Annotated in this window: 16 protein-coding genes; 4 read left to right on the forward strand and 12 right to left on the reverse strand. The window is 71.2% G+C overall.

Annotation, left to right across the window (positions count from 1 at the left end):
* Positions 1-37 precede the first annotated feature (37 nt).
* Positions 38-613, reverse strand: a complete 576-nt coding sequence (locus tag IF78_RS0126170; RefSeq protein ID WP_031485228.1) for a YdeI/OmpD-associated family protein — start codon at positions 611-613, stop codon at positions 38-40.
* Between the two features lie 398 nt (positions 614-1011).
* Between IF78_RS0126170 and IF78_RS0126175 the strand changes: the two genes are divergently transcribed.
* A complete protein-coding gene (locus IF78_RS0126175) occupies positions 1012-2202 on the forward strand; it encodes a Cmx/CmrA family chloramphenicol efflux MFS transporter (RefSeq protein WP_037641244.1) in 1191 nt (396 codons plus the stop codon).
* A gap of 143 nt (positions 2203-2345) precedes the next feature.
* A complete protein-coding gene (locus IF78_RS0126180) occupies positions 2346-2576 on the forward strand; it encodes a hypothetical protein (RefSeq protein WP_031485232.1) in 231 nt (76 codons plus the stop codon).
* 89 nt (positions 2577-2665) lie between these two features.
* Here the strand turns inward: IF78_RS0126180 and IF78_RS0126185 are convergent, their stop codons facing one another.
* Together IF78_RS0126185 and IF78_RS0126190 are read right to left on the reverse strand one after the other, a co-directional pair.
* Positions 2666-4264: a solute symporter family protein gene (locus tag IF78_RS0126185; protein WP_031485235.1), complete on the reverse strand. Its 1599-nt coding sequence runs from the start codon at positions 4262-4264 to the stop codon at positions 2666-2668.
* A 17-nt stretch (positions 4265-4281) separates the two neighbouring features.
* Positions 4282-4611, reverse strand: a complete 330-nt coding sequence (locus tag IF78_RS0126190) for a DUF485 domain-containing protein (RefSeq protein ID WP_234439895.1) — start codon at positions 4609-4611, stop codon at positions 4282-4284.
* 509 nt (positions 4612-5120) lie between these two features.
* On the opposite strand from IF78_RS0126190, the gene IF78_RS0126195 reads away from it, so the two are divergent.
* Both IF78_RS0126195 and IF78_RS48555 read left to right on the forward strand, forming a co-directional pair.
* Entirely contained in the window at positions 5121-5903 is a 783-nt protein-coding gene (locus IF78_RS0126195; RefSeq protein WP_031485239.1) for a serine protease, read from the forward strand.
* A gap of 296 nt (positions 5904-6199) precedes the next feature.
* Positions 6200-6373 carry a hypothetical protein gene (locus IF78_RS48555; RefSeq protein WP_158751508.1) on the forward strand — a complete coding sequence of 58 codons (174 nt, stop codon included), beginning with the start codon at positions 6200-6202 and terminating at the stop codon, positions 6371-6373.
* A 377-nt stretch (positions 6374-6750) separates the two neighbouring features.
* On the opposite strand, the gene IF78_RS0126205 is transcribed toward IF78_RS48555, so the two are convergent.
* The 9 genes from IF78_RS0126205 to ureA form a co-directional block, all read right to left on the reverse strand.
* The gene (locus IF78_RS0126205) at positions 6751-8097 is read right to left on the reverse strand and encodes a hypothetical protein (RefSeq protein WP_031485241.1); all 1347 of its coding nucleotides are present in this window, start codon (positions 8095-8097) and stop codon (positions 6751-6753) included.
* A gap of 102 nt (positions 8098-8199) precedes the next feature.
* Positions 8200-11223 carry a glycoside hydrolase family 3 protein gene (locus IF78_RS0126210; protein ID WP_031485243.1) on the reverse strand — a complete coding sequence of 1008 codons (3024 nt, stop codon included), beginning with the start codon at positions 11221-11223 and terminating at the stop codon, positions 8200-8202.
* Between the two features lie 195 nt (positions 11224-11418).
* Entirely contained in the window at positions 11419-13023 is a 1605-nt protein-coding gene (cimA, locus tag IF78_RS0126215) for a citramalate synthase (RefSeq protein WP_031485245.1), read from the reverse strand.
* Between the two features lie 309 nt (positions 13024-13332).
* Complete coding sequence (locus IF78_RS0126220; protein WP_031485247.1) at positions 13333-14598, reverse strand: TolB family protein; 1266 nt, start codon at positions 14596-14598, stop codon at positions 13333-13335.
* Between the two features lie 290 nt (positions 14599-14888).
* On the reverse strand, positions 14889-15437 hold the full coding sequence (locus IF78_RS0126225; protein WP_051828187.1) for a TetR/AcrR family transcriptional regulator: 549 nt from the start codon (positions 15435-15437) through the stop codon (positions 14889-14891).
* A 53-nt stretch (positions 15438-15490) separates the two neighbouring features.
* Positions 15491-15985: a hypothetical protein gene (locus IF78_RS0126230; protein ID WP_031485251.1), complete on the reverse strand. Its 495-nt coding sequence runs from the start codon at positions 15983-15985 to the stop codon at positions 15491-15493.
* 9 nt (positions 15986-15994) lie between these two features.
* Positions 15995-17077, reverse strand: a complete 1083-nt coding sequence (locus IF78_RS0126235; protein ID WP_031485253.1) for an agmatine deiminase family protein — start codon at positions 17075-17077, stop codon at positions 15995-15997.
* Positions 17078-17088: 11 nt separating this feature from the next.
* Positions 17089-18801 (reverse strand): urease subunit alpha, encoded by a 1713-nt coding sequence (locus IF78_RS0126240; RefSeq protein WP_031485256.1) that lies wholly within the window; start codon positions 18799-18801, stop codon positions 17089-17091.
* Complete coding sequence (ureA, locus tag IF78_RS0126245) at positions 18798-19502, reverse strand: urease subunit gamma (RefSeq protein ID WP_031485258.1); 705 nt, start codon at positions 19500-19502, stop codon at positions 18798-18800. The genes IF78_RS0126240 and ureA overlap by 4 nt, the downstream gene beginning before the upstream one ends.
* Positions 19503-19583 lie beyond the last annotated feature (81 nt).

The raw sequence follows: 19583 nt of genomic DNA on the forward strand, positions 1-19583 counted from the left end.
CGCGTCCCTTCCACGACGGCGCCGGTGCGCCTCCCGCTCACCGGCGCTTCGTCAATTCCCGGAGAATCGCGGCGACTTGGGTCGCCCGGCCGTGCGGGGTCCGGGCGCGCAGGAGGCCGAGCATGATCTGGTAGCGCTCGGTCCTGCCGAGCTTCTCGAACGCGGCCCTGGCGCGGGGATCGTCCTCCAGCGCCGCGGTCAGCTCGTCGGGGACCCGAGCGTTCCGCTGCGACTCGTACGCCGCCGCCCACCGCCCGTCCGCCTTCGCGGCCTCCACCTCCGCGAGGCCGGCGGGCCGCATCCGTCCGGCGGCCGTCAGCTCCTCCACCCGCCGCACATTGACCATGGACCAGAGGCTGCCCGGCCGTCGCGGGGTGATCCTCTGGAGAAAGTGCGCGGCGTCGAGCCCCTTGCGCTGACCGGTGATCCAGCCGTGGCAGAGGGCCACGTCGTTGACCTCGGCCGCGGTGACGGACGGGATGCCGGAGCCCTTTTTGGCGACCTTGATCCAGAGGTCGGGGTGCTCGGGGGTGGCGGGGTGGGTGGTCAGCCAGGAGTCGAGGGCGGCGGCGGATTCGAAGGGGTTGGGTTCCGTGCCGTCGGAAGCGGTCATATGGGCACCATAGGCGCGGAACAGGCCAGATTCCGTCCTGTATCGCCCTGCGGCCCAGTAGAGGGCAGTTGTTGAGCAGGTCTGCGTCGGGAGGGGTCCCGGAACATCCGTCGACTCGCCATGACGGCGGGAGGACGACTTCCGGGCGCACAACGACCTGCTCAGCGAGGACGACGAGATCACCTTCATGGAAAAAACCGGTGGCTCCTGTCCCCGCGCCCGCATAGCCTGCCCCCGTGTCCAGCCCCGAAGCCTCCAGACTTCGGCCACCGGCTCTCCGGTGGCTGCTCGTGATGCCGGGCTGATCACGGCCCCTTCCCTTCAGGGCTCACTCCGCTGCCGGACGGCCGTATCGACGTGCCGTTCTCGTCTTCGACTTCGGGTTGCGGAGTTTCTTCATGCCGTTTGCTCTATACCTGCTGGGCCTTGCCGTCTTCGCCCAGGGGACATCCGAGTTCATGCTGTCCGGGCTGGTGCCGGACATCGCCCGGGATCTGGGGGTCTCCGTGCCCGCCGCCGGTGCGCTCACCTCGGCCTTCGCCGTGGGGATGGTCGTCGGGGCGCCGCTCATGGCCGGGCTCGCGCGGCGGTGGTCGCGGCGGGGTGCGCTGCTCGGGTTTCTGGTCGTCTTTCTCGGCGTGCATGTCGTCGGGGCGGTGACCGACAGTTTCGGGGTACTTCTCGCCACGCGGGTCGTCGGGGCGCTCGCGAACGCCGGGTTCCTGGCCGTCGCCCTCGTGGCCGCCGTCCACCTGGTCGAGCCGGACGCCAAGGGGCGGGCCACGTCCACCCTGCTCGGTGGGGTCACGCTGGCGTGTGTGGTGGGGGTGCCCGCGGGGGCGCTGCTCGGTCAACTCTGGGGGTGGCGTGCGGCGTTCTGGGCGGTGGCGCTGGTGTCCTTGCCGGCTGTCGTGGCCGTGGCGCGGTCCGTGCCCGGCGGTGCGGACCACTCCGACCGTCCCGCCCTGCGGGGTGAACTGCGGTCGCTGCGCAGCCCTCGGCTGCGCATCACGCTGCTGCTGGGCGCCCTGGTGAACGGGGCGACCTTCTGCGCCTTCACCTATCTCGCTTCCCTGGTCATCGAGGTGACGGGGCTGGGGAGCGGGTGGGTGCCCGTCACGCTCGCATTGTTCGGGCTGGGCGCGTTCGTGGGGGTCGGTGTCGGGGGGCGGTTCGCCGACCGGTGGCCCGGGGTCGTGCTGGGCGCGGGCGGGATCGCCCTGTGCGTCGGTTGGTGTGCCTTCGCGCTCGGTGCCGGGAATCCGGTCGTGGCACTCGGGCTCGTCTTCGTGCAGGGTGCCCTGGCCTTCGGCGTCGGGTCCACGCTCATCTCCCAGGCTCTGTACGCGGCGTCCGACGCGCCCACGCTGGGCGGTGGATTCGCTACGGCCGCGTTCAACGTGGGTGCGGCGCTAGGGCCATGGCTCGGCGGTACGGCCATCGGGGCCGGGCTCGGATACCGCTCGCCGGTGTGGGTCAGCGCGGTGCTGGTCGCGCTGTCGGAGGGGGTGGCGGGCGTGGTGGTCCTGGGTGCCCGGCGATATCGGGAAGCGCGTCAGGGTCGTACTCGGGCATCCTGGCCGGCATGACCGCACCATCCCAACCAGCTCAGGGTTCCGTGGTGGGGCCGGGCACCGCCTGGGTCCGCATCACCGCGTACAAGGTCGAAAAGGGCTGTCTCCGGCCTCTGGCCGCCGTTCGGGCTTGACTGCGTGAGCGCGGTATCGACTGGATGCCATTGCGCGCGGACGAGGTCCGCGTGGATCGGGTGTGCGGCCCGGGAGCCGATGGCCGCTGGCGTTCGTCGGTCATCATCCACGTCGACGCCGGCGCACTGTGGCCGCTCGGGCTGCACCCCGATCAGCCGGCCTCGGTTGTCAACGGCCCCTCTCCGCCCGGCTGGTGGCATGCCGCCGGGGAGCGGTACGCCCGGCAGCACTCGGGCGGCAGGCCCGCATCCTGACCGGGCGTGGCCGGGGGAACTCACACCCCCCGCCTTCACCGGGGCTGGAGAGGCGCCCCGTCGGGCAACCCCACCAGCCCCGGGACGCATCACCGCTCGTCGGCACCGACCAGCGCACGGACCTCGAACTCCTCGAAGACCTCGGGCGCTTGGCGCTTGCTCAGCACGGAGCCGAGCCAGCCCAGCAGGAAGCCCGCCGGGATCGACACGATGCCGGGGTTCTGCAGCGGGAACCAGGCGAAGTCGGCATTCGGGTAGAGCGAGGTGGAGGTGGCGGAGACGATCGGGGAGAACACGACGAGGAGCACCGAGCAGGCCAGACCGCCGTACAGGCTCAGCAGCGCGCCACGTGCGGTGAAGCCCTGCCAGAACAGGCTGTAGACGATCGTCGGCAGAATGGCGGACGCCGCGATCGCGAAAGCGAGGAATGCGAGCGTTGCGGTGCTCGTGCCCCAGGACAGCAGAGCCAGCAGCATGCCCATGACGCCGATGGCGGCCGCGGAGAGCCGGGCGACGGCCACCTCTTCCGTCTCGGTCGCCTTCCCCTTGCGGATCACCGCGCCATAGAGGTCGTGCGCGATCGAGGAGGCCGCGGCGAGGGTGAGTCCGCCGGCCACGCCCAGCAGCGTGATGAAGGCCAGGCTGGACAGGAGCGCCACGAGTACGCCGCCGCCGAGCTCGTAGCCGAGCAGGAGCACCGCCGCATCGCCCCTGGGGTCGACGTCCGCGATCTGCTCCCGGCCCACGATCGCGGTGGCGCCCAGGCCCAGCACGCCCGCCATCAGGCATACGAAGCCGATCAGCCCCACCGCCCACACCACCGAGCCGCGCAGGACACGCGTGGTGCGCGGGGCGAGCAGCCGCATCATGATGTGCGGGAGAGCGGCCAGACCGAGCACGATGGCCAACTGCAGGCTGAAGAAGTCCAGTTTGTTGGTGGTGCTGCCGCCGTAGCGCAGCCCGGGGCCGAGGTAGCGCTCGCCCAGGGCGCTGTTGTCGGCGGCTGACGACAGGAGTCGGTCGATGTTCCAGCTGAAGTGGTGCAGCACCATCACGGCGGTGATGCCCACCCCGGCGACCAGCATCACGGCCTTGACCACCTGGATGACCGTGGCACCCGGCATGCCGCCGATCGCCGCGTAGACCACGACGATGGTGCCGATGACCACCACGCACATCGCCCGCGCCGTCCCGCTCGGGGCGCCGATGAACTGCGCCAACAGGGCGATGCTGCCCACGAGTTGAGCGACCAGGTAGAGCAGGCACACCGCCAGGGTGCACAGGGCGAGCGCCAGCCGGACCGATCGCTGTCCCTGGGGCAGCCGCGACGCCAGGGTGTCGCCCAGCGTGAACTTGCCGGAGTTGCGCAGGGGTTCGGCGATCATCAACAGCGCCATCATCCAGGCGACCACCGTGCCGCCCAGATAGAGCAGGCCGTCGTAGCCGGTCAGCGCGACGATTCCGGTGCTGCCGAGCAGCGTCGCGGCCGACAGGTAGTCACCGCACATGGCGAGCCCGTTGCGCAGCGGCGACATGTCGCGGTCGCCGAGATAGAACTCGCTGATCTCGTCCCGCTGCGGGGCCGTCAGCAGCACCGTGAACAGGGTGACCACGACGACGGTGATGAAGAGGACGAGCGTCAGCTGAAGAGTGGCCCGGTCGGTGACGCTCGCCGCGTGATTCACCAGTTGACCGGCGGCTTGCGTCACCACGTGCCGAACCGCCTCTCCGCGGAGGCGCGGCCCTGCTGTGCCTGTGCCTGCGCCTCTGCCCGCGCCCGACTGTCGTGCAGTTGGGCCCGCAGGCGCTGGGCGACCGGGTCGACCCGTCGGCGCATGTGCCGGACGTAGAGCCAGATCGTCACGGCCATGAGGAGGAACTGACACAGGCCCAGAGCCAGCCCGATCGTCAGGTGGCCGGCCAGCGGCTGGTTCATCAGGCCGGCGGCGAAACCCGACAGCAGGACGTACGTGAGGAATCCACCCACCGAGACGAGCGTCGCCGCCGTGCCGAAGGAGCGGTGGGCGCCGCGCATCGAGCGGAATTCAGGAGAGTTGCGTATCGACTCCGGGCTTGTGGGTTCAGGCCCCGGCGGGAAGAGCGGATAGTAACTCTCATTTGGGGGTGGATAGAGGGACATAATGCACCTTCTTCGCTGCCTTATGTCGCGCACGTGACTGGCCTGAACTGCGGAGACATGGCCACAGGGACAGCCGTGGGGAGTGAGTCACGCTGCGGTCGCGGACCGTGAGGACGGGGGAACGGAGTATGTCAGCGCGACGCTTGAACTATCAACCAGGTTGCGAAACAGGAAGATCGGACTTTCGGGTTCCGCTTCGCGCCCGAGCCTCCCGGCGGTCATGGGTCCACCGTCCACCGTGGCCGGAAATTGCCCCTTGTGGTGACGCTCACAGGATTCCCATAATCCAGCAACACAATTGACCGGCGCATGTCAGTAGAAGCTCACTCCCCCTGCTTGGCATGCCCCCGACATTCCAGCGCTTTCCACGTTCGTATGTCCAACCCCCCACGGAAGGCATCACGTTGAAGAAGCTCATCACCGCGCTCAAGAGATGCGCGGCCCTCGGCGCCGCCGCTCTCGCGATCGTCAGCCTTCAGCCCGTCTCGGCCGCGCACGCCGCCGACCAGCGCGTCGTCGGTGGAACCCGCGCCGCTCAGGGCGAGTTCCCGTTCATGGTCCGGCTCTCCATGGGCTGCGGCGGCGCGCTCTACACCCAGCAGATCGTGCTCACGGCCGCGCACTGCGTGGGCTCGACCGGCCCCAACACCAGCATCACCGCGACCGCCGGCGTCGTGGACCTGCAGTCCACCAGCGGCCGGGTCCAGGTCCGTTCCACGTACGTGTACCGGGCCCCCGGCTACAACGGCAACGGCAAGGACTGGGCGCTCATCAAGCTCGCCCAGCCCATCAACCTGCCCACGCTGAAGATCGCCACGACCACGCAGTACAACACCGGCACCTTCACCGTGGCCGGCTGGGGCGCGGCCACCGAGGGCGGTGGCCAGCAGCGCTACATGCTGAAGGCCAACGTGCCGTTCGTCAGTGACGCCACCTGCCGTTCCTACAGCGGCTACAGCGGCCTCGTCGCGAGCGAGGAGATCTGCGCCGGCTACGCCTCGGGCGGCGTCGACACCTGCCAGGGCGACTCCGGCGGCCCGATGTTCCGCCGCGACGCCTCCAACGCCTGGATCCAGGTCGGCATCGTCAGCTGGGGCATAGGCTGCGCCCGGCCGAACGCCCCCGGCGTCTACACCGAGGTCTCGACGTTCGCGTCGGCGATCGCCTCGGCCGCGTCGTCCCTCTGATCCGACAGCCTCACGGGCCCGGTGTCCTCGGACCGTCCTCGGACGCCGGGCCCGCGTGGCCGGTTCCGGCGCCCTCGCCGCGGTGCCGCGGTGCCTCTGTCCGCGGCGACCGGATGGCAGTTCGCCCTGGCGCTGTGGGCGGTGCCCGCGGTGCCGGCCGCGGCGGTGTGGGGCCTGTTGGCCGCGCCCGGAGCGGGCGGTAGGCATCGCCGGATGCCGCCCGCGGCGCCGAGGAGCGCGGGCGGACCTTACTGGGCTGACCGCTCGCCTGGTGGATCTCGGCGTTCCTCGGGCCGGTGCCGCTGATCTTCTACGCGCTGGTCGCGTGGCTGCCGCAGATCATGCAGGCGAGCGGTCACCCACGCGGTGAGGCCGGGCTGATGATGTCGGTGATGCGGGCCATCGGCATCCCGCTGGGTTCCTCGTCCCCGTCACCGCCGCCCGTATTCGCGGCCGGCGGCTCCTCGTGATCGCCGTGACGGCGGCGAAGCTCTCTCCCTCGCGGGCCTGCTGCCGGCCCCCACATTCGGCTGGGCGTGAGTGTGCCTGCTGGGTGGGGCTATCTGCTGGCCGACCTCGGCCCGCCGGCCATAGGGCTCCTCCACGACGTCACCGACGGCTGGCGCGTGCCCCTTGCCGTGCTGATCGCCCTGCTGGTGCCGGAGGCGATCGTCGGGCTCCTCGCCGGCCGCCCCGGACACGTACGCCCCTGGGGCCGCGAGGACGCCCCGCCGAAGCACACCGATGCACGCGCAGGCGGTCAGCCGGCGCGATGTAGCCGGGATCTCGAAACCCTCGGCCCGCGAACCGTCCGCCCTCGAGCCCTCGGCACCCTAACCCTCAGCCGTCAGAACCCTCCCCCATCGAACCCACCCCCACCGAAGTCCCCACCGCCGAACCCGCCGCCCCCGAAGTCCCCGGCGTCGAAGTCCGCCCCGGACACGTCACCGCCCTCGTAGCCGCCACCGCCGTATCCGTAACCCGCCCCGTAGTCGGCCGCGTAGGCCGGCGCGGCCATCATGCTGCCCAGCATCGTGCCGATGAGGAGGCCGGGGAGGATGCCGCCGCCGAAGTAGCCGCCTGCCCAGGGGCCGTAGGCGGGTCCGGCCTCCCAGTACGGGCGGCGGCCGTACTCCGTGTCGACCTCGCGGACCACGGGGTCGCGGCCCTCGGCCAGACGGGTGCGGTCGGCCGAGCAGACGGGGACTTCCCGGGCCGTGCCACCCGGCGGTGTCCAGGTCTCGTCGGCCACCGCCGGGCCATGCCGCGGGTCGAAGAAGCACGGCGGCCGGCGTTCCGGAAGCGGCCGGTGCTCCCGGCGGGCGGCCAGTTGGGTGAGGGAGAACCGGCCGTCCGCCAGGGCCTGGGTGACCGCCTTGACGTCCTCCGGCTTGCGGGCCCCGTCCATGAGCCGCTTCGCCTGCTCGTAGGCGTCCAGGGCGTGTTCGTAGTCCGCGCGCATCGCGTCGTCGGCGGCGGGCTCGGCCGGGTGGAAGTCCAGGCGGTCCAGTTCCTCGCCGAAGGCGGTGATGTCCTCGTCGACGACGACCCGCAGCTTCTCCAGCGCCGCCCGCTGCTCCTCCTCGTGGCGCCGCCGGTTGCGCCGGACCAGGGCGTACGCGCCCGCGCCGCCCGCAGCCAGGACCGCGGCGACGGCGATCAGACCGCCGGCGTCCACGCCCGCGCCGTCCCCGCCGTCGCTCCAACTGGCGGGTGCCGTGCCGCCCACGTTGAGCAGCGCGGCGTCGACGAAGTCGTTCAGCTGGGCCTTGGGGTCACCGGCGGACTGCACCGACGTGACCAGGTTGTTCACCGCCTGCTCGGACAGCACGGCGGAGTCGGCCGCCGCGTCGAAGCGATCATCGACCCGGACGCCGTACAGGCCCGTGACACCGGTCTCCGTACGGAGGTTCAGCAGGAGGTTCTCGGTCGGCTGGTCGGCCGGGAGGACGGCGACGAAGACCGGTTTGTCGGCGTCCTCGATCTTGTCGGCGAGCGCTTCGGCATCCGCCGACGACAGCTGGTCCGAGGCGGCGGGGTCCACATAGACGGGACCGTCGCGCCACGCCTCGGCGACCTGGGAAAGGTCCGTGGCCGCATGTGCGCCGGGCGCGCCGGCCGTGAGCACCGCGACCGTCGCGGCGACCGGCACGATCAGCAAGCGCATGAGGCCCCGGACGAGCGGAGTCCTCATACCTTCGACGCTACCTGATGGGACGGGCAAAGGCGCCGGTCCCGGTGGCTGGATTCCCACCGGGACCGGCGCTTCGCGGAGAGCCCGCCGCCGTACGACGGATCAGGCCGCCCGGTAGGCCGCGCTCAACTTCTCCACCGCGGCGCCGTACCGGCCCGTGAGCAGCAGGTGGTCGGCCTCCGCGAAGGGCTTGGCCACCGCCTGCGTGATCTCGGTGCCCGCCCGCTGCTGGACGATCAGCCGCGCCTTGGTCACGAGCGCCCGGCCCGCCGCCTCAGCCCCGGCCTTCTCGGCGGCCGCGGCGGCGATGCCGAGCGCCTTGAGGGTCACGGCGCCGCCCTCGGGCACCTTGGTCAGCGTGGTCAGGCCCCAGCCGTACGGGAACCTCGGGTCGTACGACGCGTCCCCGACGTTGATCGGCAGCTGTGCCTCCGACTTCGGCCAGGTGACGGGGAGCTGCCCGGTGAAGGGCCGTCTGCCGTAGAGGACGTCCGCCACGCCGTCGCCCTCCGTGCCCGGCAGCCAGGAGGCGACCAGCGCGTCGATCCCGGCCGGCGTCTCGTCGTCGACGATCTGCGGCCGCCCGGAGACGATCAGCACCGCGCACTTCATGGCGCCGCACACCCTGTCCACGGCGGCTCGGTCGGCGGCGCTCAGCCGCAGATCGTGGCCGTTGCCGACGTCGCCGGCACCCTCGGCGTACGGGGTCTCGCCGACGACGACCACGCCGACGTCGTGGCCGGTCAGAGGCTCGGACGCGTCTTTGGAGTACGTCAGCCGCGCGGAGTTCTTCCGCATCGCCTCCAGGATCGTCGTACCGGGGGTGATGTCCCCGGACGAGCCCTGCCAGGTGATCGTCCAGCCGCCGCTCTGGTTGCCGATGTCGTCGGCGTTGGATCCCGCGACGTAGACCTTCTGCGACTTCTTCAGGGGCAGGGCGCCCCCGGCGTTCTTCAGCAGCACCTGCGACTCGGCCACCGCCTGCCGTGCCACGGCCCGGTGCTCGGCCGAGCCGATCTTCGAGGCGCCGCTCGTGTCGGCGTACGGCTTCTCGAAGAGTCCGAGGCGGAACTTCTGGGTGAGGATGCGAGATACGGCGTCGTCGATCCGCTTCTCGCTGATCCGCCCGGCCTCGACCTCCTTCACGAGCGTGGTGTGGAAGTCACGGAAGGCGTACGGGGCCATGATCATGTCGAGGCCCGCGTTGACCGACGTACGGATGTCGGAGGCGTAGTCGCCGGGGATCTGGTCGATGCCGTTCCAGTCGCTGATCACGAAGCCGTCGAAGCCCATGCGGTCCTTCAGCACGCCGTTGATCATGTCGGCGCGGGCGTGCATCTTCACCGGGCCCTGTCCGTCGCCGATGAGGTCGAGCGAGGAGTACGACGGCATGACCGTGCCGACACCGCGTGCGACGGCCGTCTCGTACGGCGCCAGGTGGACGGCCTCCAGCTGCTGCCGGGTGACCTTGGTGACGCCCTGGTCGATGGTGTACGTGCCGGTGGTGGAGGAGCCGTACTCGGTGCCGCCGTCGCCGACGAAGTGCTTGGCGGTGGCGAGGACCTTGTCGGCGTCCTTGAGGTCCTTGCCGTTGGCGGCGCCTTGGAGGCCCTGGATGACCGTCTCCATGGAGTCGACGAGGGCCGGGTCCTCGCCGAAGGACTCGTACGCCCGTCCCCATCGGTCGTCCCGCGTCACGCACAGGCAGGGCGCGAAGTCCCAGGGGATGCCGGTGGCCCGGGTCTCGGCGGCCGTCACCGCGCCGGCCCGCTGGGCCAGCCCCGGGTCGCGGGTCGCGCCGAGCCCGATGTTGTGCGGCATGATCGTGGCGCCGACCAGGTTGTTGTGGCCGTGCACCGCGTCGACACCGTAGATCAGCGGGATCTGGAAGCGGGTCGCCTGTGCCCTCAGCTGGAAGCCCTCGATCATCCTGGCCCAGGCGTCGGCGGTGTTGGGCGTCGGAGTGGAGCCGCCGCCGGACAGGATGGAGCCGAGGTCGTAGGCGGCCACGTCTCCCGCGTTCGCCAGTGCGCCGCGCTCGGCCTGGGTCATCTGGCCGGCCTTCTCCGCCAGGGACATGCGTGACACGAGGTCGGCGACGCGCTTCTTCACCGGCAACCTGCTGTGGAGATACGGCAGTCCGTGCGCGTCCACGACGATCTGCGGGGTCTCGGCCGGGGCCTTGGCGCCGGTGACGGTCAGCTTCAGCGGGATCGTCTCGGCGGGCTCGGCGGACCCGTCCTCGAGGGTGGGGACGCGGATCTCGCGGGTGGTGCCGGAGGCCGTGCCCGCGGGGAAGGTGACGGTGCCCTTGACCGGGGTGTAGTCCCTGCCGGGTTCGGCGGTGCCGCCGGTGGTCTCGTAGGTGACGGTGACGGGTTCGGCGATGGGGGCGGAGCCGGTCGTGGCCACGGTGAGCCGTGCGGTCGCCGTGCCGCCCTCGTCGGTGGGGATGACGGCGGAGCCGGGGAGGACGGAGGCCGTGCGCGACTGGTCGGCCTTGCCGTACAACTCGACGCCGTCCATGGCGAATTCGGCCTTGGTGGCCACGGGGAGGGTGACGGCGTATCCCCAAGTCTCGGTCAGGCCGAGGATGTGGTCGATGCCGCCGACTGGCTGGTAGTCGGTGCGATAGGTGAAGTCGGTGAACGGCAGTTCGATCTGTTTCCAGCCGCTGAAGTCGTCGGTGAAGGACGTCGTCCACAGCTCGGAGGCCTCGCCGTTGGCGCCGCCGTCCTTGAGTTCGAAGGCGATCCTCTTGCCGTTGTTCTGACCGTCCCACCAGAAGCGGATGCCCTTGTGGGCGGACCAGTCGTGGGCGGGTTCGGCGTGGGCGTAGGTGTGGCTGAAGCCGCCGTAGCCGCTGATGTCGTACGTACCGGAGAGGACCCGCTCGCCCTCGGGGGCGTCGTCGCGTGCCGCCAGTCGGAGGGCCGGCGGGTCGTCGTTGTCGCTGCCCCAGGTGAAGACGCCCTCGGCGGGCGGGTTCGCGAAGGGGACCTCGCCCTCGAAGCGGTCGACCGGGACCGGGGCGGGGTCGTCGGCGCCGGACGCGGGGGCGGCGGTGGTGAGCGGGAGCAGGGTGGTGAGGAGTACGGCGGAGGCGAGCAGGGCGGTTCTTCGCATGGAACGTCCCTCGGCTCTCAGGGTCCACAGATGACTTAGCTCACGCCTTGAGTTAACTGGGGGCACTGGTTGGCGTCAAGACTTCACGTCAGAACCGGCCAGCACTCAAGTCCTGGCCGGATCAACGGGGTTGTCGCTTCAGTTTGTGAACGCGCGACCCTCCTGACGCGTATACGAAGCGGCCAACCGCCACCTCTACTCCGCCGGCGTCACCCCGGCCCGCAGCAGCCCGTACGTGTACGCGTCCTCCAGCGCCTGCCACGACGCGGCGATGACGTTCTCGGCGACGCCGACCGTGGACCACTCCCCCGCCCCGTCGGACGTGGAGATCAGGACACGGGTGGTGGACTGGGTGCCGTGCACGCCCTCCAGGATGCGGACCTTGTAGTCGACCAGGTCCAGCTTGGCGAGCTGGGGGTAGATCTTCTCCAGCGCGACACGCAGGGCGCGGTCGAGGGCGTTGACCGGGCCGTTGCCCTCCGCCGTGGCGACGATGCGCTCGCTCTTGGCCCACAGCTTGACCGTGGCCTCGTTGGCGTGGGTGCCGTCGGGGCGGTCCTCGACGATCGCGCGCCAGGACTCGACCTGGAAGTAGCTGAGGGGCTTGCCCTCGACCTCCGCCCTCAGCAGCAGCTCGAACGACGCGTCCGCGGCCTCGTAGGTGTAGCCCTTGAGCTCGCGTTCCTTCACCCGCTCCACGACCCGGCCGACCAGCTCGCGGTCGCCCCCGAGGTCGATGCCGAGTTCCTTGCCCTTGAGCTCGACGGAGGCGCGGCCCGCCATGTCGGAGACCAGCATCCGCATGGTGTTGCCGACCTGCTCGGGGTCGATGTGCTGGTACAGGTCCGGGTCGACCTTGATCGCGGAGGCGTGCAGGCCGGCCTTGTGCGCGAACGCGGAGACGCCGACGTACGGCTGGTGCGTGGAGGGGGTGAGGTTGACGACCTCGGCGATGGCGTGGGAGATGCGGGTCATCTCGCGCAGGTGGCCGTCGGGAAGGACCTTCTTGCCGTACTTGAGCTCAAGGGCCGCCACGACCGGGAAGAGGTTGGCGTTGCCGACGCGCTCGCCGTAGCCGTTGGCCGTGCACTGGACGTGGGTCGCGCCCGCGTCGACGGCGGCCAGCGTGTTCGCCACCGCGCAACCCGTGTCGTCCTGGGCGTGGATGCCGAGGCGGGCGCCCGTGTCGGCCAGGACGGTCGATACGACTGCCTGGACCTGGGCGGGGAGCATGCCGCCGTTGGTGTCGCAGAGGATGACGACGTCCGCGCCGGCCTCCGACGCCGTACGGACGACGGACTTCGCGTACTCCGGGTTGGCGCGGTAGCCGTCGAAGAAGTGCTCGCAGTCGACGAAGACGCGGCGGCCCTGCGAGCGGAGGTAGGAGACGGTGTCCTGGACCATGGCCAGGTTCTCGTCGAGGGTGGTGCGCAGGGCCAGTTCGACATGGCGGTCGTGGGACTTCGCGACCAGGGTGATCACCGGGGCACCGGAGTCCAGGAGGGCCTTGACCTGTGGGTCCTCGGACGCCTTGCCGCCCGCCCGGCGGGTGGCGCCGAAGGCGACCAGCTGGGCGTGCCGGAAGTCGATCTCCTGCTGGGCGCGGGCGAAGAACTCGGTGTCGCGCGGGTTGGCGCCGGGCCAGCCGCCCTCGATGAAGCCCACGCCGAACTCGTCCAGGTGACGGGCGATGGCCAGCTTGTCGGCGACGGTGAGGTTGATGCCCTCCCGCTGGGCGCCGTCGCGCAGGGTGGTGTCGAAGACGTGGAACGAATCGTCGAGCTCGCTGGTAACCGTCATGGTCGTAAGGCTCCTGATGTATGGATCTCGGTCTACCGGAATGACCGGTTCCACCGCCCCCACCTATGGTCCCTCACGCTCTCCGCCCGGCTGCGGGTGGGCCGGGAAACAGAAAAACCCCTCGCGGGTGCGAGAGGTCTGCGCGCGGGTCGAGGACGACGGTGTCCGCCCGTACCTGGTCGTACGTGGCGGTCACTGCGGACCGGCGCGCCTGCTGCCAATAATCATGGCGAACGAGAGCACGGGGGCAGTCTGGCACAAGTCGCCCCCGTGCTCACCGTCCGTCTCAGGATGCGAGCACTGGGTTGATCACCGTAGGCGGCGGACGAAGCCGTCGGTCACGCCGTTGGTGTCACCGGAGACCAGTTGGGCCGAGGCGGAACCGAGGCCGAGGAGCTTGCCGCCGCCGAACGACGTGGCGTAGACGTCCCCGTCGGTGACGGGGCCACCGGTAGCGGACTCGCTCGCGAGGCTCGAGGTGCCGGTGCGCAGGTCCCGTACGTAGATGTTGTCGTGGCCCTGCGGGGCCCGGAACCCGTACGCGACGTGGCGGCCGTCGCGGCTGATCTGAGGACCGGCGATGACCGCGGGGCCGCCCGTGCCGTCGTGGACGATGCCGCGTGTGGTGTCGGTCCGCAGATCGCGCACATACGTGCCGGTGTTGACCGCGGCGCCGTCCGGCACCAGATCGTCGCCCCGGTAGGTGAAGGCGATGTGGCGGCCGTCCGCGGAGAGCGAGGGGTCCAGGCCGTAGTACTGGCCGGGCGTGCCCTCAGGTGTGACGTCGACCCGCTCCTCGGCGCCGGTGCGGCGATCGTGGACCAGCAGCGCGCCGCCCCCGCCACGCGGTTCGTTCTGGTTGTACGCCACGTAACGCCCGTCCGCGCTCATGTCCAGGTGGTAGGAGCCCCGGCTCGGGTGGTCGCCGTTGGTGACGCGCTCGACGGTGCCGGTGCGGCGGTCGGTGACGTACACGGCGGGGTAGATCACCGTCTGGCCGGCCTCCATCCGGTTCGGCCTGGCGTTGAAGGCGACGTACCGGCCGTCGTCGGAGATCTCCGCGCCGCCGTGCGCGTATGCGGAGCCGCCGTCCGGTGTCGTGCTGACCCACTCGGTGCGGCCGGTGACGCGGTCGTGGACGTAGACGTCCCGGGCCCAGTACTCCTTCGGCGCGGGCCAGTCCCTGAGGTTGTCGGCGGTCGAGACCAGGACGACGTACCGGCCGTTCGCGCTGATGGCCGCGGGTCCGGTGCCGCTGTCGGCCTGGGTGCCGTCCGACGCCACGCTGATCCGCTCCACCCGGCCGGTGCGCAGGTCGCGTACGAAGGTGTCCGCCACGCCGTTGGTGTCGCCGGGCACGAGGTTCGGCGCCTCGGACTCGAACGCGGCATAGCGGCCGTTCGCGCTGAGGTAGGGGCCCCCGGCGTGGCTCGTGCCCTGTTCCCCCGTGTTCGAGAGCGTGATCCGCTCCGTGGACGGGGCCTGCGGTGCGGCGCCCGCCGTGGTTCCCGTCAGCGCCACCGCGACCGCGACGGCGACAGTGGTGAGGGCGGCACGCCGCTTGGTCCTGTGCATGGTTGTTCCCCCGTGATTGGTCGTGGTCATTGAGCTGTCCTCAGGAAGACGTCCGCCACCCCGCTGGTGTCTCCCTCCACCGGATCGGGTGACGCCGACTCGACGGCGACGCGCTGACCAGGGTCCACGACCGGCTGTCCCATCCCCGGACACCCGTGCGGCTCTGGACATGTTCCCCCCTGTGGTCCCCGTGGGCGCTTACCCCCGGCCCACGCGGAGGCTCCCAAGAGGCAAACGCACCATGCGCTACCGGGTCAATCCGTCGTATTGCGTACAACCTGGACGTGTGCTCAGGTGTCCGCGAGGAGGCTGTCGTCGAGGAACTCCCGTACGTGGCGCAGAATCCCCGTCCGGTCCGCGCCGCGCAGTCCGATCGCCACGTGGATGGAGAAGCCGTCCAGCAGCGCCCGCAGCCGGGCGGCGAAACGGTCCGGGTCGACCGACCGGAACTCGCCCCTCGACACGCCCTCGGCCAGCAGGGCCACCAGGTCGCGGTGCCAGGCGCCCTCGATCGCGGCCTGGCGGTCACGGGCGTCGTCGTCGGCGTTCTGCGAGCGGTTCCAGACCTCCAGCCACAGCGTCCAGTGGGGGTCGCGGTGACCGTCGGGGACATACAGGTCGACGTAGGCGTCGAGCCGTTCCCGCACCGTCGCGGACCCCCGCGTCAGCAGCCGGCCGCGCTCGGCGCCCAGACGGCCCTCGCTCCATTCCAGGGTCTGGAGCAGCAGTTCGTCCTTGGAGTGGAAGTAGTAGAGGAGATGGCCGCTGCTCATCCCGAGCTCACGGCCGAGCGCCGCCATGGTGAGCTTCTCCAGACCGCGCTCGGCGATCATCTCCATCGCGGCGACGAGGACGTCCTCGCGGGGCGGGGCGGGGGTACGGCGGCGGGTGGTCACGCGGCGGCCTCCACGCGGACGGCGTCCGGGACGAACCGCGTCTCGCCGGGGATGCAGCAGTCAGCGGCCACGATGGCGACCTCGGCCCCGCAGGCGCACACGTGGTTGACCCCTCGGGTGCCGTCCGGGCCGCAGCATCCGACGAGGCGCGTGCCGTCGGGGTGGGGCGCGAGGCCGACGGCATCGAGCGGGTGCAGGACGTAGGTGCCGCGCGGTCCCGCGGAGAGCAGCAGTCCCCGCGCGTCCGACTTCCACCCCCCGCCCGGGGAGACCCCGGCGTACTCGCCTGCGGGCCCGTCGTACGGCACGTACGGCGCGCCGAAGGGATGCGGATCGACGGCGTACGTCCCGCGCGGCACGCTCGGCGGGCCGGGCCGTGGGTCGTCCAGGTCCGGCAGCCCGTCCCCACCGGGATACGGGGGCATCTCGTCGAGCCGCCGGACCGGCTCGGTCAGCCGGGTTTCGCAGGTGGCGCAGAGCAGTACGTTCACCCGTACGTTCTACCGGACCACGGCCTTCGGCTGCTGCTGGGTGACGCAGTGGATGCCGCCCCCGCCCGCGAAGACGGTCCGCGCGTCGACCAGCGTCACCGTCCGCTCCGGGAACAGCCGCCGGAAGATGCCGGCCGCGATCTCGTCGCGCGGGTCGTCGAAGCCGCAGAGCACGACTCCGCCGTTGCAGAGGTAGTGGTTGATGTAGGAGTAGTCGGCCCAGTGCCCGTCGGCCTCCAGGACGGTCGGGGCGGGGATCTCGACGACCTCCAGGCGGCGGCCGCGCGCGTCCGTCTGCGAGCTCAGCAGGCCGACGATCTCCTTGGTCACCTCGTGGTCGGGATGCGCCGGGTCCGGCTGCACATGGGCCACGACCACACCGGGCCGGGCGAAGGCGGCGACGATGTCGACGTGGCCGAGCGTGCCGAAGACGTTGGGGGTCCCCCCACGCCTTTCGGCCAGTGGGGGAGGATAGTCGCCGGTGAGTCCGCGCGGCAGCCAGATCGCCTTGCGGGTGCCGAGCATGGCGTGGATCTCGGCCTCCACCTCCTCCCGCGTCCAGTGCGGGTTGCGCTCCGGGCCGAGCTGGACCGTCTCGGTGAGCAGGACCGTCCCCTCGCCGTCCACATGGATCGCCCCGCCCTCGTTGACGAGTTTCGAGGCGTACGTTCTCGTCGAGCCCGCCAGGTCGGAGACATGCGCGGCGATCTTCGCGTCGTGCTCCCAGCTGGCCCATTCCTGGGCGCCCCAGCCGTTGAACGTCCAGTCCACGGCGGCGAGTTCCCCGCTCCCGTTGGTCAGGAAGGTGGGGCCGATGTCCCGCATCCACGCGTCGTCGAGCTCTCGTTCGACAGTCTCCACACCTGGTCCGAGCAGCGTCCGGGCCTCCTCGGACTGTCCCGGGCCGCACACCACCGTCACGGGTTCGAAGCGGCGGACGGCTCGGGCGACCGACGCCCAGGCCAGGCGGGAGGCCGCCAGGTCCTCGGGGTCCTCGAAGGTCACGTTCGGCCCCGGCCACGCCATCCAGGTGCGCTCGTGCGGGGTCCATTCGGCGGGCATGCGGAAGCCGTCGGCGGCAGGTGTGGTCATCTGTGGGGTCCTTAGAGGAAGTACAGGCGGTTGAGGGAGACGGATTCGGCCGGCTCGGAGCGCAGCGGCTCGCCGTCGAGGGTGACCAGGCCGGTGCGCTGGTCGACGTCGACGGCTCCGGTACGGGAGTTGAGGCGCAGGTCGGCCGGCCCGATGCCGCGCGTGCCGCGCACGGCGACCCTGCGGCGCCGGGTGGGCATGCTGTCGTTGCCCTGATCGACGGCGGCCTGGGCGACGAAGGCGACCGAGATGTCGGCGGGTGTGGCGCCGTACGCCCCGAACTGCGGCCCCAGCACGAGGGGTTCGCAGGTGTCCGTCGCGGCGTTGGGGTCGCCGACCACGCCGTACGCCGGGAAACCGGACTTCAGCACCAGCTGCGGCTTGGCCCCGAAGTACTCCGGCCGCCACAGCACGATGTCGGCGAGCTTGCCGACCTCCAGCGACCCCACCTCGTGGGCGAGGCCGTGCGCGATGGCCGGGTTGATGGTCAGCTTGGCCATGTAGCGCAGGACGCGCTCGTTGTCGTGGTCGTCGTCCGGGGCGCCGAACTCGGCCTTCATCTTCCCGGCCATGGCGAAGGTACGGCGGACCGTCTCCCCGGCCCGCCCCATGCCCTGCGCGTCCGACGAGGTGATGCCGATCGCGCCCAGGTCGTGCAGCACGTCCTCGGCGCCCATCGTCCCGGCGCGGATGCGGTCGCGGGCCATCGCGGCGTCGCCGGGCAGGTCGGTCTTCAGGTCGTGGACGGAGACGATCATGCCGTAGTGCTCGGCGACGGCGTCCCGGCCGAAGGGCAGGGTGGGGTTGGTGGAGGAGCCGATGACGTTCGGGACCCCGGCCATCTTCAGCACGTTCGGGACGTGTCCGCCGCCGCAGCCCTCGATGTGGAAGGCGTGGATGGTGCGGCCCTCCAGGACGCGCAGGGTGTCCTCGACCGACAGGCACTCGTTCAGCCCGTCGCTGTGCAGGGCGACTTGGACGTCGTGCTCCTCGGCGACGCGCAGTGCCGTGTCCAGCGCCCGGGTGTGGGCGCCCATGTCCTCGTGCACCTTGAAGCCGGACGCGCCCCCCTCGGCCAGGGCCTCCACCAAAGGCGCCTGGTGAGACGACGAACCCCGCCCCAGGAAGCCGATGTTGACCGGCCACGCGTCGAAGGCGCCGAACGCGTGCCGCAGCGCCCACGGCGAGTTGACCCCGACGCCCCACACCGGCCCGAACTCCTGCCCGATGATCGTGGTCACGCCCGCGGCCAGCGACGCCTCCATGACGCGCGGCGACAGCAGATGGACGTGTGTGTCGACGGCCCCGGCGGTGGCGATGAGCCCCTCGCCGGACACGATGGACGTGCCCGTGCCGACCACGACGTCGACCCCGTCGAGGGTGTCGGGATTCCCGGCCCGCCCGATCGAGCAGATCCGCCCCTCCCGGATCCCGATGGAGACCTTCCGGATCCCCAGCGCCGCGTCGATCACCACGACATTGCTGACGACCACGTCACAGGTCTCCCGGACGGCGGCCGCCTTGAGGTGCAGCCCGTCCCGGGCGGTCTTGCCGAACCCGGCGAGGAACTCGTCGCCGTGGCGCTGGGAGTCGGACTCGACGCGGATCGTCAGACCGGAGTCGCCGAGCCGGACCCGGTCACCGGCGCGGGGGCCGTGGGTGGCGGCGTACTCGTACGGGGTGAGGCGTCGGGCCTCGGCGGGGTGGCCTCCTGGGCGGCTCATCGCCGGTCCTCCTGATCAGATGTTTCCGATACGCCGAGGTAGCCGCAGGCGGCGGCGCGGCGCAGTGCCTCCTCGCGGGCGCCGGGCGCGTCCAGCGGCCCGTCGACGAGCCCCGCGAACCCGATCGCGATCCGCTCGCCCCCGATCGGGACCAGCCCGACCCCGGCGCTCTCCCCCGGCCCGAACCGCACGGAGGACCCGGCGGGGACGGCGAGCCGCATGCCGTACGCCGCCGCTCGGTCGAAGTCGAGGCGCGGGTTGGCCTCGAAGAAGTGGAAGTGGGAGGTGACGGAGACGGGCACGGTCGCGGTGTTGGTGACCGTCAGCCGTACGACCGCCTCTGGCTCGGCGTGTTCCGGCCCCGGCAGCAGTGCGCCGGGAGCCCGCGCACCAAGGCCGCCCCCGATGGGGTCGGACACGACCGCGAGCCGCGAGCCGTCGTCGAACACCGCCTCGACATGTACCTCGGTGACGATGTCCGCCACGCCCGGAAGCACGTCGCCCGGCCCGAGCGCACGGCGGGCGCGCTCGATCGCCTCGGCGAGCCGGGCCCCGTCCCGGGCGGCCTCGCACACGGTGTCCGCGACGATCGCGGTCGCCTCCGGGACGTTCAGCCGCAGCCCGCGGGCCCTGCGCGCCCGGGCCAGCTCGGCGGCTCCGAAGAGCAGCAGCCGGTCACGTTCCGTGGGGGTCAGTCTCACGACGCGGCACCTCCTTGCCAAGCAGACTTTAGAGCATCACTCTAAACATGAAATTCCCAGGATCGAAAGGTTGACAGCAAA

The sequence above is a fragment of the Streptomyces bicolor genome (genome assembly GCF_000719285.1).
GTDB lineage: Bacteria > Actinomycetota > Actinomycetes > Streptomycetales > Streptomycetaceae > Streptomyces > Streptomyces bicolor.

Coding starts and splice junctions, on each gene's coding strand:
- IF78_RS0126170 (WP_031485228.1), bottom strand. CDS start 613: ATGACCGCTTCCGACGGCACGGAACCCAACCCCTTCGAATCCGCCGCC.
- IF78_RS0126175 (WP_037641244.1), top strand. CDS start 1,012: ATGCCGTTTGCTCTATACCTGCTGGGCCTTGCCGTCTTCGCCCAGGGG.
- IF78_RS0126180 (WP_031485232.1), top strand. CDS start 2,346: ATGCCATTGCGCGCGGACGAGGTCCGCGTGGATCGGGTGTGCGGCCCG.
- IF78_RS0126190 (WP_234439895.1), bottom strand. CDS start 4,611: ATGCGCGGCGCCCACCGCTCCTTCGGCACGGCGGCGACGCTCGTCTCG.
- IF78_RS0126205 (WP_031485241.1), bottom strand. CDS start 8,097: ATGAGGACTCCGCTCGTCCGGGGCCTCATGCGCTTGCTGATCGTGCCG.
- IF78_RS0126210 (WP_031485243.1), bottom strand. CDS start 11,223: ATGCGAAGAACCGCCCTGCTCGCCTCCGCCGTACTCCTCACCACCCTG.
- cimA (WP_031485245.1), bottom strand. CDS start 13,023: ATGACGGTTACCAGCGAGCTCGACGATTCGTTCCACGTCTTCGACACC.
- IF78_RS0126220 (WP_031485247.1), bottom strand. CDS start 14,598: ATGCACAGGACCAAGCGGCGTGCCGCCCTCACCACTGTCGCCGTCGCG.
- IF78_RS0126225 (WP_051828187.1), bottom strand. CDS start 15,437: ATGGAGATGATCGCCGAGCGCGGTCTGGAGAAGCTCACCATGGCGGCG.
- IF78_RS0126235 (WP_031485253.1), bottom strand. CDS start 17,077: ATGACCACACCTGCCGCCGACGGCTTCCGCATGCCCGCCGAATGGACC.
- IF78_RS0126240 (WP_031485256.1), bottom strand. CDS start 18,801: ATGAGCCGCCCAGGAGGCCACCCCGCCGAGGCCCGACGCCTCACCCCG.